Origin of the sequence: Pusillimonas noertemannii (assembly GCF_003096595.1) — a bacterium.
Taxonomy (GTDB): domain Bacteria; phylum Pseudomonadota; class Gammaproteobacteria; order Burkholderiales; family Burkholderiaceae_B; genus Pusillimonas; species Pusillimonas noertemannii.
Genome location: NZ_QEKO01000001.1, coordinates 1255716 through 1275750, shown reverse-complemented (window position 1 = coordinate 1275750; position 20035 = coordinate 1255716). Strand labels below are relative to the sequence as shown.

Genomic DNA, 20035 nt, shown 5'->3' with positions numbered 1-20035 from the left:
ACAGCGCCCGGAGCCCCCATGAACGATGGCAAACTGCACTATCGCACCTTCATCATCCTGCTGGTCATTGTCACGCTCGCCTTCGGCCGGCTGCTGCTGCCGTACTATGCCGCATTGTTCTGGGGCGCCATACTGGCCATCAGCTTCATGCCACTGCACCGCCGGCTTGTGTCCTGCCTGCCCGGCCGGCCCAATCTTTGCGCCCTGCTGACGGTGCTGCTGGTCCTGCTGCTGGTCATCTTGCCGGTAACCTTGCTGGCCGGCTCCCTGCTGCAAGAAGGCACCAATCTGTACCGCCGAATCGAAAGCGGAGACCTCAACCTGGGCTCGTATTTCGAGCAGATCGTCGGCGCCCTGCCCCCCTCCATCCACAGCATGCTCGAACAATTCGGCCTGACTGACCTGTTCAGCATCCAGGAAAAGCTTTCCGCCGGGGCGCTGCAAGGCAGTAAGTTCCTGGCTTCCCAGGCCGTCAATATCGGGCAGAACACCTTCCAGTTCCTCATCGGCCTGGCCATCATGCTGTACCTGCTGTTCTTCCTGCTGCGCGACGGCGCCAAGCTCGCCCGCAAGATCATGACGGTCATCCCGCTCAGCAACGATCACAAGCAGATGCTCATCCAGAAATTCGTCACCGTGGTCCGGGCCACCCTCAAGGGCAACATCGTGGTGGCCGCCACCCAGGGCGCCCTGGGCGGGCTCATCTTCTGGATACTGGGCATCGAGGGCGCCCTGCTGTGGGGTGTCATCATGGCGCTGCTGTCGCTGCTGCCGGCAGTGGGCGCCGCCATCATCTGGCTGCCGGTGGCCATCTATTTCCTGGTCACGGGCGACTACTGGCTGGGCGGCATTCTCATTCTTTACGGGGTTCTGGTCATCGGCCTGGTCGACAACATACTGCGCCCGCTGCTGGTGGGCAAAGACACCAAAATGCCCGATTACGTCGTGCTCATTTCCACGGTGGGCGGCCTGACCACCTTCGGGCTCAACGGCTTTGTCATCGGCCCCCTCATCGCCGCGCTGTTCATGGCCGTGTGGGATCTCTTCCCCTCCGCGGCGCAGCAGCATGAAAACTCCTGACATCAACGCCATCGCATCGTTATCGTGATTTCCAACGCGTTATCCGACCCGAGCGCATACATCCTGACAACCGAATTCGAGGTTCGGGGGGCCTTGCGCTCGCTGGCGACGGAACAACGCCTGATCCAGCTGCGCGTTCCGGCCGGCCACACATCCGTTCTGACCACCCTTTTGCACATCGATCCCGAGCAATCCGCGCTGACATTCGATGGCACGTCCGACCCCGGCTTGCTCAGGCACATCCTGGCCGCTGAAAAACTGCATTTCGAAGCCTCGCAAAACGGCATCCACATCAGCTTCCGGACGGGGCCGGCCGAATCCTGCCTTTTCGAAGAGCGCCCCGCCCTGCGCCTGCCGCTTCCGGCAGAACTGGTCCGGGTGCAGCGCCGCGACGCCTTCCGCATCGCCACCCCTGTCGGCAAGCCGGCGCTATGCACAATACCCCTGCCCCAGGGCGCAGTAACACTGCCGCTCGAAGACCTCAGCACTGGCGGGCTTGGCGCCTCGGATGCCGCCCACGAAGTGCCCACCGACATCGGGCAGGTCTTTTCAGACTGCCTGCTTACGCTGCCCGGCACGGATCCCATCCCGGTCACCCTCAGGCTCGTGCATGTGCGCGAGTTCGAACGCGCGGGCAAGCAACTACGCAACCTGGGCCTGGCCTTCGAAGGCCTGCGCGGCGCCGCCCTGGCGCGCGTACAGCGCTACATCACCGCCCAGGAACGCGAAGCCCTGGCCCGCAACCGCGGTTTTGGCTAAAGCCCCGCCGGCGGCGCACCACGGCCGCCCATCCCCCGCAAGGTCTGCAAACCATCCCAAGACCCCGCCGTGTAGAAGCACAAAAAAGTGGTACAATTTTGGGCTTAGCCGATGTAGCTCAGTTGGTAGAGCAGCTCATTCGTAATGAGAAGGTCGAGGGTTCGACTCCTTTCATCGGCACCAGTATTCATGCGGCTTTGCAAGGTTTTTGCAAAGCCGCATTTTGTTTTTCTGGGGTTTTACTGGGGTTTTACTTGGGTTTTGCCGTGCTGTCCTATTTTCATCACGACAAGGGGTCTGCCCTTGGGCGTGATGTGGGGACGTGCCCCGGACGTTGAAAGCGCGGTGGGCGATCAGCCCCGCCGCTGCTTCAAAGCCAAGCCCAGCAGCAGCGCCGACCAGCCCTGGAACAGCAGGTCGATGGACAGCAGCAGGCCAAGCAGCCACATGCTGTTGCCCGGCCACAAGGCGGCGATGAGTATGCCGGTGGCCAGTGTGATAAGCCCCGAAAGCGCCAGCCACGGCCAGCCGCGCTGCCCCCTGTTGTTGAACCACAGCCACAGGCGAAGGGCTCCCACGGCGATCAGGGTGGCGCCCAGCAGCAGGGTAAGGATCGATGCGCCCACCACGGGGTTGACCAGCGCCACGACGCCGGCCCCCGCATAGAGCAGGCCGCTGGCCGACCAGAAGAGGAAGCCGGCCAGCTGCTTGACGCGCCAGGCGTGGATCAGCTCGCCCACTCCGCCGATGAGCATCAGGGTGCCTATGAAGATCACGCTGACCAGTGTGGCCGCAAAAACATGGACGAAGCCGATGGCCCCCAGGATGAGCAGCACTATTCCCAGGGCGATGAACCAGCCCCAGTGGGCGCCGAGTTCGGTCAGTGCCTTGGCGAGCCGGTCGGAGCCCGGGCTGGTGTTGAAATCGCTGTCCGTCATGATTAGCCTCTTTTGGATAATGGAAGGAAGACTACGGGCCCGTGCTGCGCATGCGGGCAGGTTTCAAACTATCAGCCGGCGCGTGCATCGCCTTTGATATTGATCATGCCTGGGCCAGGCAGGCCTTGATGCGCTCGGCCATGGCTTTCAGGTCGTCTTCGGCGGCCCGCTGGGCGGCGTGCATGCGCAGCACCGTTCCGGTCGCATGCGGAATCACATGGAAGTGGATGTGGGGCACCGTCTGCCCCGCCGCCGCGCCGTTCAGCTGCGCCACGTGCAGGCCTTCGACACCCAGCGCCTTCTTGACGGCGATGGCGATGCGTCGGGTGGTGCGGATGGCCGCCATGGCGCCTTCCTCGGACAGCTCCAGCAAGGTTTCGGCCGGCTCTTTGGGCACGATCAGCACGTGGCCGTCGGCCTGCGGCATCAGGTCCATGAAGGCCAGCGTATCGCCGTCTTCGTAGACCTTGATGCAGGGCGCTTCGCCGCGCAGGATCTTGGCGAAAATATTGTTGCTGTCGTAAGCCATGAAAACCTCCTGGAATCAGTTTGTCGCCGGCGCCCGACTGCGGCCGCCAATCCCGGCAATAGTAAAGCATCCGCGGCGCCAATGGCGCACCGCGCCCCGGGCAACGCTTCCCCGGATCCCGGGTATGTGGATTGCTGCGCCCCGGCAATCCGGGTGATACGCAACCCGGCCCACTTCATGACCGACGAGAGGCTTATGGACACTGCTTCGCCCCAGCCGAAGCGCAGGCTGCGCATCCTGACCTGGCACGTTCACGGCAATTACCTGTATGCGCTGACCCAGGTGCCGCACGAGTTCTTCATTCCGGTGCGGGCCGACGGACGCGCAGGCTATGCTCCGCTGGGCAGCAAGATACCCTGGGGCGCCAACGTGCATGAAATAGGCGCACAGGACGTCGCCCGCCTCGAGTTCGATTGCGTCATCTATCAATCGCAGGCGGCCTACGAACAAGACGCGCCCATGCTGCTGACGGCGGCCCAGCGCGCCCTGCCCAGTATCTACATCGAGCACGACCCTCCCCGCCCTTATCCGGTGGACACCCCCCATCCCTTCAAGCACGACCGCGGCATCCTCGTCCACGTCACCCACTACAACGCCCTCAACTGGGACTGCGGCGAACAAGCGGCCCAGGTGATAGAACACGGCGTGCCCTTTCATCGCCCACTGCGGCACACGGGCGAGAAGGCTGCCGGAATCACGGCCATCAACGGCCTGAAAAAGCGCGGCCGCCGCATGGGCGCCGACCTGTTCGAATGGAGCCGCGAACGGGTGCCGCTCGATCTGATCGGCATGGAAAGCGAACAGATGGGCGGCCTGGGCGAAGTGCCGAACCTTGACGTGGCGGCGGCCATGGCCCCTTACCGCTTCTTCTATACGCCCATTCGCTATACCAGTCTGGGCCTGGCCCTGATCGAAGCCATGCTGCTGGGCATGCCCGTGGTGGGCGTTGCCGCCACCGAGCTGCCCACCGTCATAGACAATGGCAGGAACGGATTCGTCCACACCGACAAGCGCAGAATCGTCGACGTCATGCGCCAGCTGATCGCCGAGCCCGCACTGGCCCGCCAGTGGGGCGACGAGGCGCGCCGCACGGCGATGGCCCGCTTCAATATGGACCGCTTCGTGCGCGACTGGCTGGAAGTGCTGCAGCGGGTTGCGGGCGCCACGGGCACATCCGCAAGCCCCCGGGCCGGGGCCGAAGGCCTACTTCGCTGAGGCCGAGCGCAAGGGCGGTTCGTCGTTGCTCAGCCAGTCGATGCCCCCGGCCCCCTCGGCCTCGAGCCAGCGGTTGGCCATGGCAAAATGCCCGCATCCGATGAAGGGCCGGGGCGGCCGCAGCGCCGACAAGGGCGAGGGATGGTTGGCCCGTAAAACGTGCACGGGCCCGCGGGGGGTATGCTCGTTCAGTAGTGCTTCGCGCGCTTGCGCATGCGAACCCCACAGCATGAAGACCTTGGGCTGGTCCTCTTGCAGGACGCGTGCCAGGATGGCGTCGGTCACGATTGTCCAGCCGCAGCGGGAATGCGAACCCGCCTGATGCGCCTCGACCGTAAGCGCGGTGTTGAGCAGCAGCACGCCCTGCGTCGCCCAGCGCACCAGGCTGTTGCGTTGGGGCTGGAACTGGTCGTCGTATTCGCGCTTGAGTTCGGTGAACATGTTTCGCAGGCTGGGCGGCGTGCGGCAGTCGTCGGGCACCGAAAACGCCAGGCCCTGCGCCTGTCCGGGCCCATGATAGGGGTCCTGGCCCAGAAGAACGACTTTCACGTCCTGCGGCTCTACTTCATGCAGGGCCCGAAACGGGCTGGCCGGAAAAATCTGGACATCCGCGTCGAGCCTGTCTTGCAGAAAGCGGTCGAGGTCATGCAATGTTCGCTGCACGTGTTCGGCCTTGAAGGCCGACCTCCAGGCCGGCGACAAGGCCTCGACATGAGCCATGAGCCCACCCTGAAAAAGATTGCCGGCCATCAACGCGCCCCCCCGCCAGCCTGGGCCTGCGCGCGGGTCCATTCAAGCAATTGCACGGTCAACTGATCGACGGCGGAACCAAAGGCCTGCACGACTTCGGGCACTTCCTTGCCCTGCACCGCCTGCTCGGCGTAAAAGCGGCGTGCGGCCAGAATGCGCGAAGAAGCCGGTCCGACCAAGGTCGCCTCGAGCGAGACCACCGCCACGGGCGACCCCGATCGATAGATGACGTGGAACTGGGACAAATCGCTGGAGAGCTCAAGATCGGCGCCCAGGTTTCCGCTGTCGGTCACGACCGCGCGAAAGAGGCCGGCATCGCGAAACGATTCAATCAGGCGGTCGCGAAGCAACACGGGAACCCTGTCGCTCCATCTGGCTCCTTTGTAGGCGCTGACCCGATCGGCCTCGGGCACGACCAGGATGCGCGTGCTGTCGACCGCACGGTTGCCGGCAGGCGTGGCCACCCGCAGCACGGCAGCCATCGGGGCCGACCGCTGCCCGTCGGCCGGCAGAGCAAGCCCGGAAGGGGGCAGGCGATAGAAGGTCAGGGTCTCGGAGGCGGGCAGCAAGGCGCAGCCGGACAGCAGCAGCAAGGCGGCGGTCAGGCAAGCCCCGATCGTCTTTACAAATTGGCCCGCTGGCGCGGTGGAATGCCTCATGGTACGAACTCCTCGATCGTCGTGCGTCCAAACAGGAAATTGGTGGGATTGTCGCCGAGCTTGCGCACGACTTCCTGCAGGCTGGCCAGGGTGCCGCGCAGCTCGTGCAATGCCGGCCCCAGTTGCCGCAGGCCGTCGACTCCGGAGTTCAGGCCCGGGCGATTCTCGTTGATCAGCAGGTCAAGGCTCTTGCCCGTGCTTTCGAGCGAAGCCATGGCGCGCTGCACGCCTTGCAGGGTGGCCGTGCCCTGCTTGTCCAGCAAAGTGTCGGCGCGCCGCATCAGCACGGTGGCTTGCGCAAGGGCTTCATTTGCCTCGCGGCTCGCCTGGGTCACCGCCTCGGTCAGCTCGGACATATTGCCGGATTGCCCCGACAGCGCGGCGGTGAGCTGCTCGAGATTGGCCAGCGACTGGCTGATTCGCTCGGCGTTCTCGGGCGACAAGACCTGCTGGGCGCTCATTACCAGCGCCGTGAGATTGGTCATGAGGTTGTCGCTGTTGGCCAGCAACTGCGTAATCGGCGAAGGCGTGGCGATGATGACCGGGTCGCCCGATTCGGGCTGCGGCAGCTCTGGGCTGTCGGGCGACCCGCCGCTCAGGCCGATGACCGAGGCGCCGGTGATGCCGGTAAGAACCAGCCGGGCGCGGGTGTCCTGCTTGATGGGGATATTGTCCTGCACCTTGATGCGCGCCCTGACCACGGCCGGGTTGGTCGGGTCGAGCGAAAGCTCGAGCACCTCGCCCACCTGGATTCCGTTGTACTGCACCGCGCTGCCCACCATCAGCCCGCGCACGGCCTCGTTGAAGATCACGACAAAATGCCTTTCACCGGCGTTCTGCCCTGCCTTTCCCAGCCACAGTGCGGCCAGCACCGCCAGGATGGCGACAGCGACGGTGAAGGCGCCGATCAGTACATGATGTGCCCTGGGTTCCATTATTTCGCACTCCGCGATTCTGCCGCACGGTTTGCCGCACGGCCTCTGGGTCCATGAAAGTATTCGCGTATCCAGGGGTCGTCGATGTCTTGCACACGCTCGAGCGCATCGACCGCCAACACCCTTTTTTGAGACAGCACCGCCACCCTGTCGCATGTGGCGTACAAGGTGTCCAGATCATGCGTGACCAGGAACACCGTCAGGCCCAGCGCATCGCGCAAGGTGACCAGCAGGCGGTCGAAGGCCCCCGCTCCGATCGGGTCCAGCCCGGCGGTGGGCTCGTCCAGGAACAGGATGTCCGGGTCCAGGGCCAGCGCCCGCGCCAGCGCTGCCCGCTTGACCATGCCGCCCGAAAGCTCGCTGGGGTATTTGCCGCCGGCATCAGGAGGCAGGCCGGCCAGGCCGATCTTGCTGCGGGCCAGTTCTTCGGCCTGGGATCTTGAAAGCCTCAATTGCTCGATCAGCGGCACCGCCACGTTCTCGATGACGGTCAGCGACGAGAACAGGGCCCCGTTCTGGAACATGACCCCGAAGCGGCGCTCGATATGGGTGCGCCGCTCGGGAGACAGCGAAAGCAGGTCTTCGCCGAACAACAGTATGCGGCCCGCCGCGGGCGGCTGCAGCCCGACGATGGAGCGCAGCAGCACCGACTTGCCCGAGCCCGAGCCGCCCACCACGCCCAGAATCTCGCCCTTGCGGATGTCCAGGTCGAGGTCGTCGTGCACGACATGGCTGCCAAAGCGGTTGACCAGGCCACGCACCTGCACGATATCTGACTGTGCGCCGGCTACCATCCCATCTCCATGTAGAACAGGGCCGCCAGCGCATCGACAAGAATCACCACGAAGATGGACTGCACGACGGCCGATGTGGTGTGTTCTCCGACGGATTGCGCGCTGCCCTGCACCTTGAAGCCCTCAAGGCAGCCGATGACGGCGATGAGGTAGGCGAAGATCGGCGCCTTGGCCATGCCAAGGAAAAAATGCTGCAGGGCGATGTCGCGCTGGAAGATGGTAAGGAACATGCTGGGCGAAATATCGAGCGCCAGCGCACACACCACCATGCCCCCGAGTATGCCCGACACCATGCCGATGAATGTCAGGGCCGGCAAGGCGACGAGCAACGCCAGAATTCTGGGCACCACCAGCAGGTCGATCGGGCTCAGCGCCATCATGCGGATCGCGTCGATTTCCTGGCTGGCCTTCATGGACCCGAGCTGGGCCGTATAGGCGCTGGCGGTGCGGCCGGCAATGAGTATGGCCGTAAGCAGCACCGCGAACTCACGCAGGAAAGAGAAGCCCACCAGCGTGACGGTGAAGATGGTGGCGCCGAAGTCGGCCAGCACCGTAGCGCCCAGAAAGGCGACGACGGCTCCGACCATGAAAGTGAGCAGGGCCACGATGGGCACCGCGTTGAGCCCCGACTGCTGGACCTGCGCGACGATTGCCGTCATGCGCCAGCGACCGGGCCGCAACACATTGCGAGCCATGGACTCGAGGGTCAGCCCCATGAAGCCCAGCAGATCGACCATGAGCTTCCAGATGTTCTCGACCGAGACGCCAACGTTGCCCAGAAATTCGCGCCAGGCGGGAACAGGCGCCCTTTCGGGGGCGGCTTCGGGCTCGGCCGCGGCCACCGCCTCGAGCAAGGCCAGCCGCTCTGGGGAAAGGCCATCTTGCAGCGCAAGCAGCTCGCGCAGGCGCGCAGGACCGACGAGCCTGGCCAATTGGGCCGCACCGGCGGTATCCACGGCCTCCAGGCCGGTGAAATCGACGCCCCCGATCTGCAGGGCGGCCGGCAAGCGGCGCTGCCTGGCGCTCGATGCATGGCCCGCCTGCGCCAGGAAGACGCGGATGTCGTGCTCGACCGCCTGATAATTGGCCAGCACCCACTCGCCCCTCACGACCAGGCGCGCCGAGCCGTCGAGGGAATCCAGCTTCAGGTATCGCGCCTGATTAGTCACGCCAGACCGTAAAGTCTTCCGGCGGAACCCGGGGGGTGCGGAAGGTGTTGACCAGGGCGTCGGGGTCGGCGTAACCCAGGGACATGCCGCATACCAGCATCTCGTCGTCGCCCGCGCCGATGAAGGGCAGGATGATGCTGGCGTATGAATTCCAGGCGGCTTGCGGGCAGGTGTCGAGCCCGCGCGCCCGGGCCGCGATCATGATGTTCTGCATGAAGGCGCCGCAGTCGAGCAGCGCGCCCTGCCCCATGATGGTGTTCACCGTGAAGAACAGGCCCACCGGCGCGTCGAAGAAACGGAAATTGCGCTGGTGCTGGGCGTGCATGCGGTCTTTCTCGCCTTTGGCGATGCCCAGCAGCCCGTACAGCCCCCAGCCGTTCTCGCGCCGCCGCGCAAGATAGGGATCGATCCACCTTTGCGGGTAGTAGGCGTAGGCCTCTTTATAGAGGGCGGCCTGTTCGGGATCGGCATAGATTGCGTCATGGGCGGCGCATACCTTGTCGGCCAGGCCGTCGCGCGCCCGCCCCTGCAGCACATAGGTCTTCCAGGGCTGCGCGTTGGCGCCCGAGGGCGCGCGGCTTGCCACGGCAAGAATTTGGCGAATGTCATCGCGCTCGACGGGCTGGCTGGTGAAGGCACGGATCGACTGGCGCGAATCGATGGCCGCATCGACGCATTCGATGCTTTCGATTGAAGGGCGTTGATCCAGAACGGGGGTGGGCATGCGCGGCAAAGCTCCTGCGTGTAAATGAAACTACTGGCAAGTTTAATGGCGGTGAGGCCAAACGGCCAGACCCGCGGCCATGAGGCGATTCGATTCTACCGCCCCCCATCACCACGCCCGCAAAGTTTCATCCAGTTGCATTTAAAAACAGCTGGCCATATTATGCGCATCAGCAGTACAACAGACACCACAGGCTCTTGCGCGCTCTTTTGCGCAAGCCCATGCATAGCAGCAGACCGGGAAACAGTGCCTTGGCACACTACTAACATGAACATGAACATGCCGGACGAGCCTCCGCCCCCCAGCGACCCTCCGCCCAAAGCCGGCCTTACGCTGGCCAATAGCAAGGACAAGGGACGCGCCCGAGGCCGCGATCTCGAAGCGGGCGCCACTGCGCTGCGCCGCAGGCGCCTGCAAATAGTCCGCTACCTGCAAATCATTGCCTGCCTGCGTGAAGAAGCCAGCGAATTGCGCGCCGAGATCTCCAGCCTGGAATCGATCATTGGCGCCCAGGCCGATGCCATCAGCGCGATGCGCCGGAATCAGGACGACCCGGAAGACTGACCTTAAAAACGCTGCCCTTGCCCCGCGCGCTCTCGACCTCGATCCGGCCGCCATGGCGCAGCACCACGGTTCGCACCAGTGCCAGCCCCAATCCGCTGCCATCCGGATTGCCCGGGGCATCGACGTCAAAACGGCGAAAGGGCTCGAAAAGGCGCATCTGCTGTTCCGCCGTCATGCCTCGGCCCTGGTCCTTCACCGCCACTACCCAGCCGCCCGCGCGCGCGTAAAGGCGGCACAGCACCTGCGCGCCATCGGGGCTGTATTGAATGGCATTGTCCACCAGGTTGCCCAACGCGCGTCCCAGCATTTCGCCATCGGCCATCATATGCGCCGCGCCGGAAGCGGCATCAACGGCGACGACGATCCGGCGGCGGCGGGCCATGGGCCAGCGCTCGTCGCATATTGAATGCAGCAATTCGCCCAGGTCGATGTCCTGGAAATCGAGCACCGTCGATTCTGCGCGGGCCAATTGCACGAAGCCGTCCACCAGGCCCAAGGTGCGCGAAGCGCACCGATCGATCCGCTCGAGCAGCTCGGGCTGCGCCAGCGGCGCCTTGCCATAGCGCTGCAGCTGGGTCAGGGCCAGTATGGCGTTCTGCGGCGAGCGCATGTCATGCGACAGAAAACGCAAGGCTTCTTCCCTTTGGCCGATCGCCTGGCGCAGCATGCCCATGGCCCCATGCAGCTTGACCATGCGCTCGGGCAGCGAAGCCCCGCCCGCCGCAACGCCTGATTCGGGCGGCAGTTGGGCCTGCATCAGGTTCTGCTCATACAGCTGGTCGAGTTCGGCGTCCACCTGCCTGAGCGTCGCCTCTTGCATGCGCCAGTTCCATACGGGGTAGGCCAGCACAATGCCGATCAGTGCGGCGGAAGAGTCCACCCATACGCCGGCGTGGCGCATCGAAAGCCAATTGGCGATGAAGATCAGAGCCACGATGATCAGCATGAAGAAAAACGACTTTCTGGGCGACAGGCGGCGCAATGCCAGGCAGACCAGCAGCACGGGCAACATGCTCCACAGAGCCGACTGCAGCCGGTCCGGAGTACGGATCCAACGATTTTCCAGCGCATTCTGCAAGCCGTTGGCCAGGATCTCGACGCCGGCCATGGGCTCTCCCGACTTCGACAGCGGCACGGACAGAGTGTCTCCGAGCGCGGCGGCCCACGCCCCCACCAGCACGTACTTGCCTTCGAATGCAGAGGGCAGAACCGAACCGTCAAGCACACGGGCATAAGGATACATCGTGAAGCTGCCCGGGTAGCCTGCATAGGAAATCAGCCTGGGGCGGTCATCGAGTTCGCGCAGGCGGGCCGGGCGGCCGGCTTCGCTTCCCGAATCCAGCATGGCCAACACGAAATGTTCAACGGGAACACCGGACGCCTGCTGGCGCAGCCGCATCGACCTGACGACGCTGTCTGCGTCCATATGGGCATTGATGTAGCCCATGCTGGACGCCGCTTCCGCGAGCACGGGCAGCGGTTTCTGTGCATTGTCCTGGTCCAGGACCAGCGGCAGCACCACGCGGCCATGCTCGCGCATGGCGCGGGCCAGGGCCGCGTCGTCGTCGGGATAGGCAGGGTTGGGATCGCTCAGGACAATGTCCATGCCCACCGCCCTTGCCCCTTCCAGACGCTCGAGCAAGCGGGCGTGGACCGATCGGCGCCAGGGCCAGTAGCCCAGTTCACGGATGCTGGCGTCATCCAGCGCCACGATGACGATGTCTTCCGAGGGCTGGTGCGTGGCCATCGCCATGGTGCGGTCATACAGCAGATGATCCAGCCTTTTCATGCCGAAGTGCTGGCCGAAATAACTGAGGAAGAAAGTGAGCGACATCAGGACCGGCACGGTAACGAGCCACTCGATGCGCAGGCGCCGCTGCAGCCCGTTTTTCTCGCCTTGCGCCGATGCGGCTGATGTAGGCATGGCCGGGGCCTGTTCAATAATCGGCGACGATGATCAGGGTGCCGTCACTTGTCAGAATGGGGCTTCCCGACTGGTCGGACAGCACGAAGGCGCCCTCGAATTCCTCGTGGGCGTCCAGGCCGCCCAGGCCTGTCTCGTCGAGGGCACGCACGAATACGTAGTGGGTGCCGGGCCCCGACGCGGCAAAACGGGCCGGCGGCGCATCGATGGTCTGGCGCGACACCAATTGCCCGCCCTGGGGGTCGCGGGCCACGCTTACCAGGTACGAAGCCGCGCCCTGCACAGGCTCGAATTGCGCCGACCAGCCACCCGGTCCGCGAACCGGCTGAGAAAGCCGGGGCGCCGGCAGCAGTTTGCGGACCCCCTGGCTTTTTCCGGAAGGATCGACCGCGACACCCTGCTCGCGGCGCAGCATCACCTCGGGCGCCGCCGAACCGTCGACGCCCGCCACCCCGCTGACCACTTCGCTGCGCGAGCCTTCGGCCGTGGCATGAACCCGCAGGCGCGTGCCGCGCACCCCCGTGACACTGACGGGCGTACGCACCTCGAAGCGGCCGACCCCTGTCTCGTGGGGTGCGACCTGAGTCTCGATGGTGCCCGCCTTCATGTCGAAGACCGAATCCGTCAGCCCGGCCCCCACGAACTCGCGCAAGCGCCTTACGACCAGCGAGGTGGACGGTGGAATGCTGACGATGCTGTCGTCGGACAACTGCAGGGCGACGAAGCCGTTTGCTCCGGTCTCGACGGTTTGCCCCTCTTGCACGGTAGCGCCGGACGACAAGGCACGGCCGTCCACCGAGGCCTGGCCGGCCAGGTGAAGCACCCGTGCGCCGGAATCGCGCAAGGGAATCATGGAGAAAGGTATGCGAAGCAGTTTGGCAACGGGCAGGCGAAATGGATCTTCGACATCGTTGAGCCGCTGCAGCGCCGACCAGTTGGAGAAGTCCATCGTATAGCGCTGCGCCAGTCCGCCCAGCGTGTCGCCCTGCATGACACGATAGAGGAAATCATCTCCTTTGGCCCCGGCCGGTTGGGCGGCCGCCGGCAATGAAAGCAACAGGCTGCCGGCGAATGTCAGGGCGCAAAGAACACGAAACGGAAACATAAGGACTCTTTTGATTTTATGGTTGTGGAAGCACTGGGGGAGCGGGTAAAAACACGCCCTTATTGGGGGCCGCCTTCTGCCTCGCTGATGATTTCCAGCCTGTAGCCCAGCGCATACGACGAGGCCAGGCGCACACCGTTTTCGGGACGCAGGCGCAGCTTCTGGCGTATGTTCGACAAATGGGTGTCAAGGGTGCGTGACGTCGCGGGAATCTCGCGGTTCCAGACAGCGGCGCTGAGCACGTCGCGCGAGAACAGGCGGCCGGGATTGCGAAAGAACAGCACCGCCAGCTCGAACTCTTTGGGCGCCAGCACGATGTTTTCGCCGTCGAGGCAAGCCGTATAGTTTGTCTCGTCTAATACGTAGCGGCCCAGTTGCAGCATCGGCTGCTCTTTGATGGCTTCGACCGCGCGCCGCCGCAACAGGGCGTCGACGCGCGCAATCAGCTCGCCGAAACGCACCGGCTTGGTAATGTAGTCGTCGGCCCCGGCCTGCAGTCCCGCGACCAGGTCCTTTTCGAGCGTGCGGCTGGTAACGAACATGAGAGGCAGATCGTAGCCCACGTGCGTCCTGACCCATCTTACGACTTCAATGCCGGTGATGTCCGGGATCTCCCAGTCGATCAGCATCAGGTCGAACGGCTGGTGCTTGCGCAACACGTCGAGCAACGCCTTGCCTGTATGGAACGACGCACATTCGTGTCCTGCCTCGGTCAGTATGTGGCGGATCAGCTCGGCTTGATCCACGTCATCTTCTAGGGACGCGATATTCATGGAAGTGGCTGGGAATGGATGAGGTTTGCGCGGCGCGGCCGCAGGGTGGCCATGATGCGAGGCACACCGAATGCGCCTATGGTACCTGATTCAGGCACGAAACTTGCACATCCCGGCGTCATCGACGCATGTCCGCCGGGCCTGGCCGGCCAACACAGGAGACCTCACAATGCTTCTTCATGATCCGCGCCTGCTGCGATTCGCTCACGTGCCCGAAGTCCCGCCCGACCAGCCCCCCCGCACACCGCCCCAGCGCCCGCCCGAGACCGACCCGCCCGGCCCCGATGAAATCCCGCCGGACGATCCGAACGACATTCCGCCGCTCGACGAGCCCGAACCGGGCATCGACCTGCCGCCCCGCGAAGCGCCGCCCGACGTGCGCGAGCCGCCCCAGGTACCCCCGGGAACCCCGCCCGAGCGCGTATGATTCCCGGATCCCGCCGCCCCATGCGGCCAAGGGACTATTTCGACCTGACCCGCAACTCCATCCGCGCATGGCAGGAAGATTATGCCTCCAGCCTGGGGGCGGCCATCGCCTTCTATACCGCGTTCTCCATCGCCCCGCTGATGATCATCATCATCGCGGTGGCGGGTTTCGTCTGGGGTGAGGACGCCGTGCGCGGCGAGCTCATCCATCAGCTCGGCGACATCGTCGGCAGGGATGCGGCTGCCGGCATACAGGCGCTCATACGCAACGCCGACCAGCCCAGCCAGGGCCTGACCGCCACCCTGGTCAGCGCCGGCGTGCTGATCTGGGGCTCGACCCGCGTCTTCGCCGAATTGCAAAGCGCCCTGGACCGTATCTGGGAGGTGCCCCGGGCCCAAAGCTCGCAAGGCATTTGGCGCACCATACGGGCACGCCTGCTGTCCTTCGGGCTGGTGCTGGGCCTGGCCTTCCTGCTGCTTGTCTCGCTCGTGGTCAGCACCGGCCTGGCCGCGCTGGGCCAATGGGCGGGCAGCTTCTTTCCAGGCATGGAAGCCGTGCTGCAGCTGGCCAATACCCTGATCACTTTCGGCATCACCACCGTGCTGTTCGCCATGATCTTCAAGTTCATGCCGCAGGCCGCCATCGCCTGGAGGGATGTCTGGATCGGTGCGCTGGTCACCGCCGCGCTTTTCGAGATCGGCAAGCTGCTGATCGGGATGTATGTCGGGAAGAGCGCCTCGGTGTCGGTGCTGGCCGCCGCCGGCTCCCTCATCATCCTGCTGATCTGGGTCTATTATGCCGCCCAGGTCTTCCTGCTGGGGGCTGAATTTACCTGGATCTACGCGCGCCACTATGGCTCCCACCGCGAGCGTGACCCGGACTCCAATAGCGCAGATTCGCGCGGCGGCTCCACCGTCGCATCGCTCGGGAGGAACAGGCGCAAGGCAAGACAGAGCTTATGAAAATGCTTCAGCCCGGTAACAATCCTGTCCAGTTCCACCCCGGGCGGGCGTCCCGCAAGGGGACCGTAACCTAAGGTTTCCCCTCGACAATGCCCCTCACAGCGAAAACCTTGTGCTGACGTCCAGAGTTGGCACCATAGAAGATGTACTCACCCGCAACAGAAAGGAGTTTGCATGAAACCATGGATCACTACCGCATGCTCGGCCGCGCTGCTCGCCCTGGGCGCCGCCGCTGCCCCCTCGATGGCGCAACAGGCGCAGGCGCCCGCCGCGCAGCAGGCACCCGCCGCCAACTATTCCGATGCGCAGCTCGAGAAGTTCGTCAGTGCATCCAAGAAGGTCGCCGTCATTTCGCAGGAATACACACCCAAGCTGCAATCGTCCACCGACGAGGCCACCCGTCAGGAGGTATATCGCGAGGCCGACCAGAAGATGGTCGACGTCGTTCGCAAGGAAGGCATGAGCGTCGAGGAATTCAACGGCATCAACCAGGCCATCCAGCAAGACCCGGCCCTGATGGAGCGCGTACAGAATATCGCCAGATAAGGGCCGCTCCGCAACCGGCCTATTGGCGAAAGGCGCAAATTCCTGCCCACAGGGATTTGCGCCTTTTTTTACATCAGCAGCACCAGCAGCGCACGCTGCATGAACTCGGACACAGGCATCTTCTTGCCATTGGCATCGACCTGCCCGTCGCGGTAGACGATCTTTGCCGTCGCCGCGCCATCGGCCAACGTGGCCAGGCCCGCCGCCTGCAGACGCTGGGCATAGTTGTCGTAAAGCTCGCCGGCAAAGGCGGCGATCTGCGGGTCGTCCGCCCCGTCCTGCAGCTGAACCAGCGCGCGCACGAACATGGGCCTTTCGATGCGCATGCCGAGATCAAGGCCGCGCAGCGCCTGCTGAAGCAGCGCATCGAGCGACGCGGCCGACTCCGGCTGCGCCGGGCGGGTCAGTTCCAGCGAAAGGCTGGCGCTGCTTTCACCCTGGTCGTTTTTCCATACCAAGGGCTCGAAAGTCACTACGGGATTGCTGGCCAGCAGTGCAAAAAGCCTGTCTTGCAGCAGCGCGGCCTCTTCGGGCGACAAGCGCCAGTTTTCTTGCTGCGGACCGTGCCGCGCACTGAGCTCGTCGTAGACCCGTGCCAGTTCAGACACGGCCGGCATGCTGATGTCCTTGCCCCGGACACCCAACGACAGGCTGCCCAGGTCGGCATCCCCGGATCGGACCTGCCCCAGGTCGTAGCGCACGAAACCGGTGGCCAGATCGCCGTTTTGCTCGCTCGAAACCTTCATCACCGCGTCGGCCAGCGAAACCGTGCTTTCGTCGGGCAGCTGCAGGCTGAGGCGAGACGCCTGCGTCGTGGCGTTCATGCGTGTCGCCTCGGCTTCGGTGGCGGTCTCGTACTCGAAGCGCACGGCATCGATGACCATGCGCTCGCCCTCGCCGTTCGAATAATCGAGCAGGTCGAACCCGCCCGTGACCCGGCTGTCGGCGTAATCATTGTCGAAGGTCGCACGCATGGTTGCGCCCGAGAACTTCAGGACCTCGCCGTCCTGTGCGAGGTTCAGGGGCTTGAAGGTCCAGTCGGAGACCGCCGAACCACCGAAATGCACTTCGGTGCGGCCGGTTACCGGCGTTTTTCCGTCGAGCTTGTCGAACCATGCCTGGGTTGCGGCCGAGGGCAGCAGTTGCGCCTGGCTCAGCGCCAGCATGGGGACGAAACGCCCGCCGCGCACCGCATCCCACGGAAAGGGTCCGTGCTGGAGATGGTCGCCCAGCAGGAACTCTTGCAGCTGGCCGGACTCGTTGCGCAAACGCAGCGAATAGACGACGTCGGACGAAAAGATCCGGCGGCGGTATTCGACCACGGCCACCGTGGCCCTGTCTGCCCCGGGTTGGGCAACCATGGCCTGCGCCATGCGTTCATTGGCCTGTGCAACGGCCTGTTCGATGGCAGCGCGGGCCTGCTTGCCCACATACCATGTGGCCGCCACATAGGCGATCACCACCACCGCCAGGGCGGTCAGGATACCAGCGCTTTTTCTCATTGTTCATCCAGTCTCTAAACAGCACGCTTGCGGGAAAGCTCGCGCGGCAGCGGAAAGGCGATGTTTTCTTCGGTTCCGGGCAAGGTGCGCACCGATACGGCCCCCAACTGCTTGAGGCGCGCGATGACCTGCTCGACCAGCACCTCTGGGGCCGATGCACCCGCCGTGACCCCCACCCGGCGCGTTTGCTCGAGCCACTTGGGATCGATCATTTCAGGGTCGTCGATGAGGTGTGCGCGGGCGCCTCGGCGCTCGGCCACCTCGCGCAGGCGATTGGAGTTCGAACTGTTGACGCTGCCCACCACCAGCACCAGGTCGCAATCGGGCGCCATGATCTTGACGGCGTCCTGGCGATTCTGCGTGGCATAGCAGATATCGCTTTTCTTGGGTTCGACGATGTTGGGAAACCGCGCGCGCAACGCACTGGCCACCTGCGCCGCATCGTCGACCGACAGCGTGGTCTGGGTAACGAAAGCCAGGTTGTCGGGCGAGGAAACCTGCAGCTCGGCGACGTCTTGCGGTGTTTCGACCAGGTACATGCCCTCGCCGGATTGGCCAAGCGTACCCTCGACCTCGGGATGGCCGCGGTGGCCGATCATGACGATTTCCTTGCCCGCGGCACGCATCCGGGCCACCTCGACGTGTACCTTGGTAACCAGCGGGCAGGTGGCGTCGAATACGCGCAAGCCCATGCGCTCGGCCTGCGCCCGCACATCCTTGGAGACGCCGTGGGCCGAAAAGACCACGATGGCCCCGCTGGGGGCTTCGTCGAGTTCGTCGATGAACACGGCGCCCTTCGCCCGAAGATCTTGCACCACGTAGCGGTTGTGGACGATTTCGTGGCGCACATAGATGGGCGCGCCGTGCAGTTCGATTGCGCGTTCGACGATATCGATGGCGCGGTCGACCCCCGCACAGAAGCCGCGCGGCTGGGCCAGCACGACTTCAGGGCCCGTGCCGCCGCCGGCGGCCGTGTTGTCAGTCATTACAGTACTCCAAGCAGCGAGACCTCGATAAGCAGGTCTGCGCCCGCCAACGGATGATTGAAGTCGAACAGGGCCCAGCCCTCGCCCCGTTCTTTGAATACGCCAGAATACCGGCCGCCATTGGGAGCGGCGAATTCGACGATGTCGCCCGGCTGGAACACCGTGCCGGGCTCTGTGTTGGCGTCGAGCATGGCCTGCGTGACGCGCAGCAGAAGCTCGGGATTGCGGTCGCCATATGCCTGCGAGGCGGGCAACTGGAACGAAAAGCGGCTGCCTTCTTCGCGGCCGACCAGGGCCTCTTCCATGCCGGGGGCCCATTGGCCGACCCCAAGCTGCAATGTGGCCGGCCGATCGCCGAAGGTATCGGCAAACGCCGATCCGGCGGCCGGGCCGCTGACGATCTCGATGCGGTAATGCAGGGTCAGGTAGGAGTCGGGGCGGACAAAAGCGTTCACCGGATGGGCTTGCGAGGTCAAAATCTGTCACCGTACAAAAGTCTGATATTTCTCTATTTTAGAGCCTTTATGCCTTTCGATCCCCCACCCGTGCAGGCCGAGCGCCCGCGCGAACGCCTGCTCGCCCATGGCGCCCAGGTGCTTACCACGGCCGAGCTGCTGGCCATTGTCCTGCGCACCGGCCCACGCGGCAGCGACGCCGTCGACCTCGGCCGCAGCCTCATCAACCGCTTCAAGGGGCTGCGCGGCCTGTTATCGGCCGACGCGCAGGCGCTGCTCAAGGTGCCGGGCCTGGGGCCGGCCAAGACCTGCGAACTGCTTGCCATCAACGAGCTGAACCGCCGCGCGCTGGCCGAGTCGCTGCAGGCCGGCATAGACCTGGCCCAGCCCCAGAGGGTCAAGCACTATTGCACGGCCATGCTGGGCCACCTGCGGGTAGAGCACTGCATGGCGCTCTACCTCGACAGCCAGTACCGTCTCGTCGCCACCGAAGAACTGGCCCGGGGCACGCTCAGCCAGGCATCGGTATATCCGCGCGAAGTGGTGCGCGCGGGGCTGCGCCACCATGCGGCGGCGCTCATTCTGGCCCACAACCACCCTTCGGGGGTGGCCGAGCCCAGCCAGGCCGACCTGGCCCTTACCCGCCACCTCAAGCACGCGCTGGCCCTGGTCGACATCCGGCTGCTCGACCATCTCATCGTCACCGGCCAAGGCGCCGTGTCGCTGGCCGAGCGGGGGCAGGTCTGATTCCTTCTTATCAAAACTGCTTGAAAGAAACAAACACTGCATGCTAAACTTACGAGTTACTTTGGATACGTGGCTGAAATACGTGGCGAAATATAGGTGGCCTTAGACGCCACCTTGGCATGCCGCCTTGCTTTCAGACCGGCGACCCCCACAGCAAAGGCGCAAGCCACAGGAAATTACCATGAAAGAAGGCATCCACCCCGAATACCGCGAAGTCGTATTCCTTGACCAGCAAACCGGCAACACGTTCGTTTCGCGTTCCACGCTGAACAGCCGCGAAACCATCGACGTCGATGGCAAGACCTACCCGCTGTTCAAGTGTGAAGTCACCTCGGAGTCGCACCCCTTCTACACCGGCGCGCAAACGCGCATCGTCGAAACGGGCCGTGTCGAGAAATTCCGCGCCCGCTTCGCCCGCACCGCCGGCACCGTCAAGAAAGCCTCCTAAGTTTCCGGCGCGCCGGCTTGCGGCGCAGCGCCTTCACGGAAGCC

23 protein-coding genes and 1 tRNA gene are annotated in these 20035 nt (G+C 64.4%); 10 read left to right on the top strand and 14 right to left on the bottom strand.

Going from position 1 to position 20035, the window contains the following annotated elements:
- The first annotated feature begins 18 nt into the window (after window positions 1-18).
- From C7440_RS06175 to C7440_RS06165, 3 genes are all read left to right on the top strand, one after another.
- Window positions 19-1080 (top strand): AI-2E family transporter, encoded by a 1062-nt coding sequence (locus tag C7440_RS06175; RefSeq protein ID WP_116517802.1) that lies wholly within the window; start codon window positions 19-21, stop codon window positions 1078-1080.
- 24 nt (window positions 1081-1104) lie between these two features.
- On the top strand, window positions 1105-1839 hold the full coding sequence (locus C7440_RS06170) for a flagellar brake protein (RefSeq protein ID WP_017524377.1): 735 nt from the start codon (window positions 1105-1107) through the stop codon (window positions 1837-1839).
- 107 nt (window positions 1840-1946) lie between these two features.
- Window positions 1947-2022 (top strand) — tRNA-Thr (locus C7440_RS06165).
- Between the two features lie 170 nt (window positions 2023-2192).
- On the opposite strand, the gene C7440_RS06160 is transcribed toward C7440_RS06165, so the two are convergent.
- On the bottom strand, window positions 2193-2777 hold the full coding sequence (locus C7440_RS06160) for an HdeD family acid-resistance protein (protein WP_017525400.1): 585 nt from the start codon (window positions 2775-2777) through the stop codon (window positions 2193-2195).
- A 103-nt stretch (window positions 2778-2880) separates the two neighbouring features.
- Window positions 2881-3306 carry an HIT family protein gene (locus C7440_RS06155; protein ID WP_017525401.1) on the bottom strand — a complete coding sequence of 142 codons (426 nt, stop codon included), beginning with the start codon at window positions 3304-3306 and terminating at the stop codon, window positions 2881-2883.
- A gap of 195 nt (window positions 3307-3501) precedes the next feature.
- On the opposite strand from C7440_RS06155, the gene C7440_RS06150 reads away from it, so the two are divergent.
- A complete protein-coding gene (locus tag C7440_RS06150; protein ID WP_051019312.1) occupies window positions 3502-4521 on the top strand; it encodes a glycosyltransferase family 4 protein in 1020 nt (339 codons plus the stop codon).
- On the opposite strand, the gene C7440_RS06145 is transcribed toward C7440_RS06150, so the two are convergent.
- From C7440_RS06145 to C7440_RS06120, 6 genes are read right to left on the bottom strand one after another with little or no spacing between them, the layout of a single operon-like run.
- Complete coding sequence (locus C7440_RS06145) at window positions 4510-5271, bottom strand: uracil-DNA glycosylase (protein WP_017525403.1); 762 nt, start codon at window positions 5269-5271, stop codon at window positions 4510-4512. The genes C7440_RS06150 and C7440_RS06145 overlap by 12 nt on opposite strands.
- Window positions 5271-5930: an ABC-type transport auxiliary lipoprotein family protein gene (locus C7440_RS06140; RefSeq protein ID WP_017525404.1), complete on the bottom strand. Its 660-nt coding sequence runs from the start codon at window positions 5928-5930 to the stop codon at window positions 5271-5273. Before C7440_RS06140 ends, C7440_RS06145 begins: the two co-directional genes overlap by 1 nt.
- Complete coding sequence (locus C7440_RS06135) at window positions 5927-6865, bottom strand: MlaD family protein (RefSeq protein ID WP_116517801.1); 939 nt, start codon at window positions 6863-6865, stop codon at window positions 5927-5929. Before C7440_RS06135 ends, C7440_RS06140 begins: the two co-directional genes overlap by 4 nt.
- The gene (locus C7440_RS06130; RefSeq protein WP_017525406.1) at window positions 6865-7659 is read right to left on the bottom strand and encodes an ABC transporter ATP-binding protein; all 795 of its coding nucleotides are present in this window, start codon (window positions 7657-7659) and stop codon (window positions 6865-6867) included. The genes C7440_RS06135 and C7440_RS06130 overlap by 1 nt, the downstream gene beginning before the upstream one ends.
- On the bottom strand, window positions 7653-8828 hold the full coding sequence (locus tag C7440_RS06125; protein ID WP_017525407.1) for an MlaE family ABC transporter permease: 1176 nt from the start codon (window positions 8826-8828) through the stop codon (window positions 7653-7655). Before C7440_RS06125 ends, C7440_RS06130 begins: the two co-directional genes overlap by 7 nt.
- A complete protein-coding gene (locus C7440_RS06120) occupies window positions 8821-9552 on the bottom strand; it encodes a nitroreductase (protein WP_017525408.1) in 732 nt (243 codons plus the stop codon). Before C7440_RS06120 ends, C7440_RS06125 begins: the two co-directional genes overlap by 8 nt.
- A gap of 267 nt (window positions 9553-9819) precedes the next feature.
- Between C7440_RS06120 and C7440_RS06115 the strand changes: the two genes are divergently transcribed.
- Entirely contained in the window at window positions 9820-10116 is a 297-nt protein-coding gene (locus C7440_RS06115) for a hypothetical protein (RefSeq protein WP_017525409.1), read from the top strand.
- Here the strand turns inward: C7440_RS06115 and C7440_RS06110 are convergent.
- The 3 genes from C7440_RS06110 to C7440_RS06100 are packed head-to-tail and all read right to left on the bottom strand — an operon-like array spanning window position 10076 to window position 13918.
- Complete coding sequence (locus tag C7440_RS06110) at window positions 10076-12040, bottom strand: CHASE2 domain-containing protein (protein WP_116517800.1); 1965 nt, start codon at window positions 12038-12040, stop codon at window positions 10076-10078. The genes C7440_RS06115 and C7440_RS06110 overlap by 41 nt on opposite strands.
- Before the next feature lie 13 nt (window positions 12041-12053).
- The gene (locus C7440_RS06105) at window positions 12054-13145 is read right to left on the bottom strand and encodes a FecR family protein (protein WP_017525411.1); all 1092 of its coding nucleotides are present in this window, start codon (window positions 13143-13145) and stop codon (window positions 12054-12056) included.
- Window positions 13146-13204: 59 nt separating this feature from the next.
- On the bottom strand, window positions 13205-13918 hold the full coding sequence (locus C7440_RS06100) for a response regulator transcription factor (protein ID WP_017525412.1): 714 nt from the start codon (window positions 13916-13918) through the stop codon (window positions 13205-13207).
- Window positions 13919-14087: 169 nt separating this feature from the next.
- On the opposite strand from C7440_RS06100, the gene C7440_RS06095 reads away from it, so the two are divergent.
- The 3 genes from C7440_RS06095 (at window position 14088) to C7440_RS06085 (ending at window position 15853) form a co-directional block, all read left to right on the top strand.
- Entirely contained in the window at window positions 14088-14345 is a 258-nt protein-coding gene (locus tag C7440_RS06095; protein WP_017525413.1) for a hypothetical protein, read from the top strand.
- 20 nt (window positions 14346-14365) lie between these two features.
- A complete protein-coding gene (locus C7440_RS06090) occupies window positions 14366-15307 on the top strand; it encodes a YihY/virulence factor BrkB family protein (protein WP_017525414.1) in 942 nt (313 codons plus the stop codon).
- A gap of 174 nt (window positions 15308-15481) precedes the next feature.
- A complete protein-coding gene (locus C7440_RS06085) occupies window positions 15482-15853 on the top strand; it encodes a DUF4168 domain-containing protein (protein WP_116517799.1) in 372 nt (123 codons plus the stop codon).
- A 68-nt stretch (window positions 15854-15921) separates the two neighbouring features.
- Here the strand turns inward: C7440_RS06085 and C7440_RS06080 are convergent, their stop codons facing one another.
- The 3 genes from C7440_RS06080 to C7440_RS06070 are packed head-to-tail and all read right to left on the bottom strand — an operon-like array spanning window position 15922 to window position 18817.
- A complete protein-coding gene (locus tag C7440_RS06080; RefSeq protein WP_116517798.1) occupies window positions 15922-17355 on the bottom strand; it encodes a YdgA family protein in 1434 nt (477 codons plus the stop codon).
- A gap of 14 nt (window positions 17356-17369) precedes the next feature.
- Window positions 17370-18341 carry a 4-hydroxy-3-methylbut-2-enyl diphosphate reductase gene (gene ispH, locus C7440_RS06075; protein ID WP_017525909.1) on the bottom strand — a complete coding sequence of 324 codons (972 nt, stop codon included), beginning with the start codon at window positions 18339-18341 and terminating at the stop codon, window positions 17370-17372.
- Window positions 18341-18817, bottom strand: coding sequence for an FKBP-type peptidyl-prolyl cis-trans isomerase (locus C7440_RS06070; protein WP_116517797.1), 477 nt, complete (start codon window positions 18815-18817; stop codon window positions 18341-18343). The genes ispH and C7440_RS06070 overlap by 1 nt, the downstream gene beginning before the upstream one ends.
- A 48-nt stretch (window positions 18818-18865) precedes the next feature.
- On the opposite strand from C7440_RS06070, the gene radC reads away from it, so the two are divergent.
- Window positions 18866-19543 (top strand): RadC family protein, encoded by a 678-nt coding sequence (radC, locus tag C7440_RS06065; protein ID WP_017525907.1) that lies wholly within the window; start codon window positions 18866-18868, stop codon window positions 19541-19543.
- 181 nt (window positions 19544-19724) lie between these two features.
- Window positions 19725-19991, top strand: coding sequence for a type B 50S ribosomal protein L31 (locus C7440_RS06060; protein WP_017525906.1), 267 nt, complete (start codon window positions 19725-19727; stop codon window positions 19989-19991).
- Window positions 19992-20035 lie beyond the last annotated feature (44 nt).